The sequence below is a fragment of the Terriglobia bacterium genome (genome assembly GCA_036496425.1).
GTDB lineage: Bacteria > Acidobacteriota > Terriglobia > 20CM-2-55-15 > 20CM-2-55-15 > 20CM-2-55-15.
The window spans coordinates 1-3,900 of sequence record DASXLG010000312.1; the positions used below are offsets into that span (position 1 = coordinate 1).

3 protein-coding genes are annotated in these 3,900 nt (G+C 56.9%); all 3 read left to right on the top strand.

Annotated elements, in window-relative coordinates:
- Positions 1-1,359: enolase C-terminal domain-like protein (locus VGK48_22860; protein ID HEY2384026.1), on the top strand; the 1,359-nt coding region annotated here is incomplete at its 5' end.
- A gap of 252 nt (positions 1,360-1,611) precedes the next feature.
- Positions 1,612-3,330: a type IV-A pilus assembly ATPase PilB gene (gene pilB / locus VGK48_22865; GenBank protein HEY2384027.1), complete on the top strand. Its 1,719-nt coding sequence runs from the start codon at positions 1,612-1,614 to the stop codon at positions 3,328-3,330.
- 13 nt (positions 3,331-3,343) lie between these two features.
- The coding region (locus VGK48_22870; protein HEY2384028.1) for an ATPase, T2SS/T4P/T4SS family at positions 3,344-3,900 on the top strand (557 nt) is incomplete at its 3' end.

Here is a 3,900-nt window from a genome sequence, read left to right on the forward strand (position 1 = left end):
CGGGCGATGCTGAAATCGGCGCTGTTAGGTGGTGGAGCGGCCTTGGGTGGCCTTTTCGGAGGTTCGCTCGCAGAGGCCGCTCCCACGCGCAGGGAGCAAGAGGCACAAGAAAGAGCAGATCGCGCCACGCGCGGGATGCCGGCGCCGCACATTCAAGACGTGAGCGTGATTGAGGTTGGTGGCGGCGGCAACAATGACTCAACGATCGTGAAGGTTACGACCGATCAGGCGGGACTTCACGGCTACGGTTGCGCCACGGCTACATTTCCCGGAGGCCGCTCCAAACTTGTGAAGACAGCCGTGGAGCAGTATCTGAAACCTTTAGTGATGGGCAGAACAACTGATCGAATCGAGCAGATTTGGGAACTTTGCTACATGAGTTCTTACTATAAGAATGATGTGGTTCAGAACTGCGCTATTGGCGGCCTCTGCGACGCTCTGTGGGACATCAAAGGCCGGCAAGCGGCAATGCCCGTCTACCAGCTCGTTGGCGGAAAATGCCGCGATGCCGCGGAAATTTACCTGCACGTGTTCCTGGCCGCGCAGGACACGAACAAGAAGCTGATCGAAAGCTCCATGAAGCTCGTCAATCAAGGCTGCCGGGATTTGCTGATCGCGATGTTCATTCGAGACGGGGCCGTAAACAATCTGTATGGACAGCCGAAGTTCGACGACGGCTCCGTACCTTTCGATCGCGACAAGGAAACTCGCAGGATCCTATCGGCGTGCGAGACTTTCAGAAAAGAGATGCCGCCGGAAATCGGCTTGGGGATCGATGTACATTCGCTGCTCGATAGCGTACGTGCGGTCGAGTTCTGCAAGGATGTGGAACCGTTCAAATTGTTCTATTGCGAAGACCTGTTGCCGCCGGAAGAGTCCGGCCACTATAAGATCGTCCGGCAGATGTGCACGACGCCGCTAGCGATCGGCGAGCTTTGGAATAATGCGCATGAGTGGCAGCCGCTCGTCGAACAGCGGCTGATCGACTACATTCGCCATCATGTTTCTCATATCGGCGGGTTCACGGCCGCCCGAAAAGTCGCGGCCTTTGCAGCTAATTATGAGGTGAAATTCGCCTGGCACGGCGCCCCCAACTCCCCTGTGGGCCATATGACGAACCTTACGCTCGATCTGACCAACTCAAATTTCGGGATTCATGAGCACTTCGACTATACCGCGCTAGTCCGGGACATTTTTCAGGGCTGCCTTGAAGTGAAGGACGGCTACGCGTGGATCAGCGAAAAGCCCGGCTGGGGTATCGAGATTGACGAAGCGCTCGCCGCAAAACATCCCATCACCGACGAACGTCCCAATGAGATGCGCACACCCGATGGTTCCGTGATCAACGGCACGGGCTAGACCTGGTCCTCCCTGGAATTCTTCAAGGCTGCAAGCGCTGAAGTAGACTGACCCTCCGGCCGATAAGGTACTGGGAGATACCTGTACCTAAGTACAGGTCAGTAAATGGCCTGTACGACGGTACAGGCGTCGCAATGCGGCGGATTGGATGTTAGCTGATTCACCACGAGGGGCGAAGCCAGGGCCGCCGCCGCTCCGAATCGCATGCTACTCTCCCGAATACCGCGGTTCTAGTACCGCGGGCGCACAATCATGTCTTCCCGTCTCGGCGAAATTCTAGTCAAGGACAGTCTGATCTCTGGAGATCAGCTGAAGCAGGCGCTCGACTATCAGAAAAAGAATGGCGGCCGCCTGGGCACGTGCCTGGTGAAGATGGGGCTGGTAAGCGACGACGATATCACGGCGGTTCTCTCCCGGCAGTACGGCGTGCCGTCCATCAATCTGAAATTCTACGAAGTAGACCCGGCAGTGATCAAGCTGGTGCCGCAGGAGACTGCGGTCCGCTACCAGATTGTGCCGCTATCGCGCGTGGGGTCGACCTTGACGATCGCGATGACGGATCCGACGAACGTCTTCGCCATGGACGACATCAAGTTCATGACGGGATTTAACGTGGAGCCGGTGGTCGCCTCGGAGACGGCCATTAGCGACGCTATTCACAAGTTCTACGGCGACGTGGAAAGCGTCGAAGAACTTGACAAAGTAATGAAGGACCTGACGGCCGAGGACGCCGACGCTCTGGAACTCACGGGCGAAGAAGCGGAGATGGACTTGGCGTCGCTTTCAAAGGCCGCCGAGGAAGCTCCGATCATCAAGCTCTGCAATTTGATTCTGACAGACGCGGTAAAGCGCGGCGCCAGCGATATTCACGTGGAGCCCTACGAAAAGGAATACCGCGTACGTTTCCGCATCGATGGAATCCTGCAGAACGTGATGGCTCCGCCCATGAAGCTGAAAGATGCGATGACCAGCCGCATCAAGATCATGTCCAAACTGGACATCAGCGAAAAGCGGCTGCCGCAAGACGGCCGCATCATGATCAAGTACCTGAAAGACGGAAAGAAGAAGGAGCTGGACTTCCGCGTTTCAACGGTGCCAACGCTCTTCGGAGAAAAGATCGTTCTGCGGCTGCTGGACAAGGAAAACCTGCGACTAGATATGACCAAGCTCGGCTTCGAGCCGGAGGCGCTCACGAAATTCGAGCGGCAAATCCTGAAGCCGTACGGCATGGTTCTCGTCACCGGGCCCACCGGATCGGGCAAGACCAATACACTCTATTCATCGGTGGCGCGCTTGAACACGCCTGAAACGAACATCATGACGGCGGAGGATCCGGTCGAATTTCAGCTCCCAGGAATCAACCAGGTTCAAATGAAGGAGCAGATCGGGTTGAACTTTGCCTCGGCGCTGCGCGCATTCCTTCGGCAGGATCCCAACATCATTCTGGTAGGAGAGATTCGAGACTTCGAGACCGCTGAAATTGCCGTTAAGGCGGCGCTCACCGGCCATTTGGTCCTTTCGACGCTCCATACCAACGATGCGCCCTCGACGATCAGCCGCTTGATGAACATGGGAATTGAGCCGTTCCTGGTAGCTACGTCCGTGAACCTGATCTGCGCGCAACGGTTGGTACGCCGTATCTGCGTTCAATGCAAGGAACCTCTGCAACTGCAGGCGGAGGCGCTGACGGAGGCGGGTTATTCTCCCGAAGAGGCGGCGAAAATCACGGTACAACACGGCAAGGGATGCGCAACTTGCAACAACACTGGATATAAAGGCCGCGTGGGGCTCTATGAAGTGATGGAAATCAACGACGAATTGCGCGAATTGATTCTGGTGGGAGCGTCCGCGCTGGAACTGAAGAAAAAGGCGATGGAGCAGGGAATGATCACGTTGCGTCGGAGCGGTTTGCAAAAAGTTGCGTCGGGGCTGACGACGATGGAAGAAGTTCTTCGCGAGACCGTTTTGTAATCGGAGGAGAGAAATGGCCGGCATTACATTGAGCGAGCTTTTGAAGAAAATGATCGAGATGGCCGGGAGCGATTTGCATCTCTCGACCAACAGCGCGCCACGGGTGCGGGTACATGGAAAGCTTCGTCCCTTGGACATGCCGCCCCTCACGGCCGCGGATACGAAGGCGCTGGCCTACAGCGTGCTGACGGACGTGCAGAAGCACCGACTGGAAGAGAACTTGGAACTCGACTTCTCCTTCGGCTTGAAGAGCCTGGCGCGGTTCCGCGGCAACATTTTTCATCAGCGGGGCGCCGTGGCCGCCGTTTTCAGAACGATACCCTGGGAAATCAAGGGTTTTGACGCGCTCGGACTGCCGGCGATCGTGCGCACCCTGTGCGACAAGCCGCGCGGGCTGGTGCTGGTGACCGGCCCGACGGGCTCGGGAAAATCCACGACGCTCGCGGCGATGCTCGACAAGATCAACAATGAGCGCGACGAGCACATGATCACGATCGAGGATCCGATCGAGTTTCTTCACAACCACAAGAAATGCCTGGTGAATCAGCGCGAAGTACATTCGGACACGCA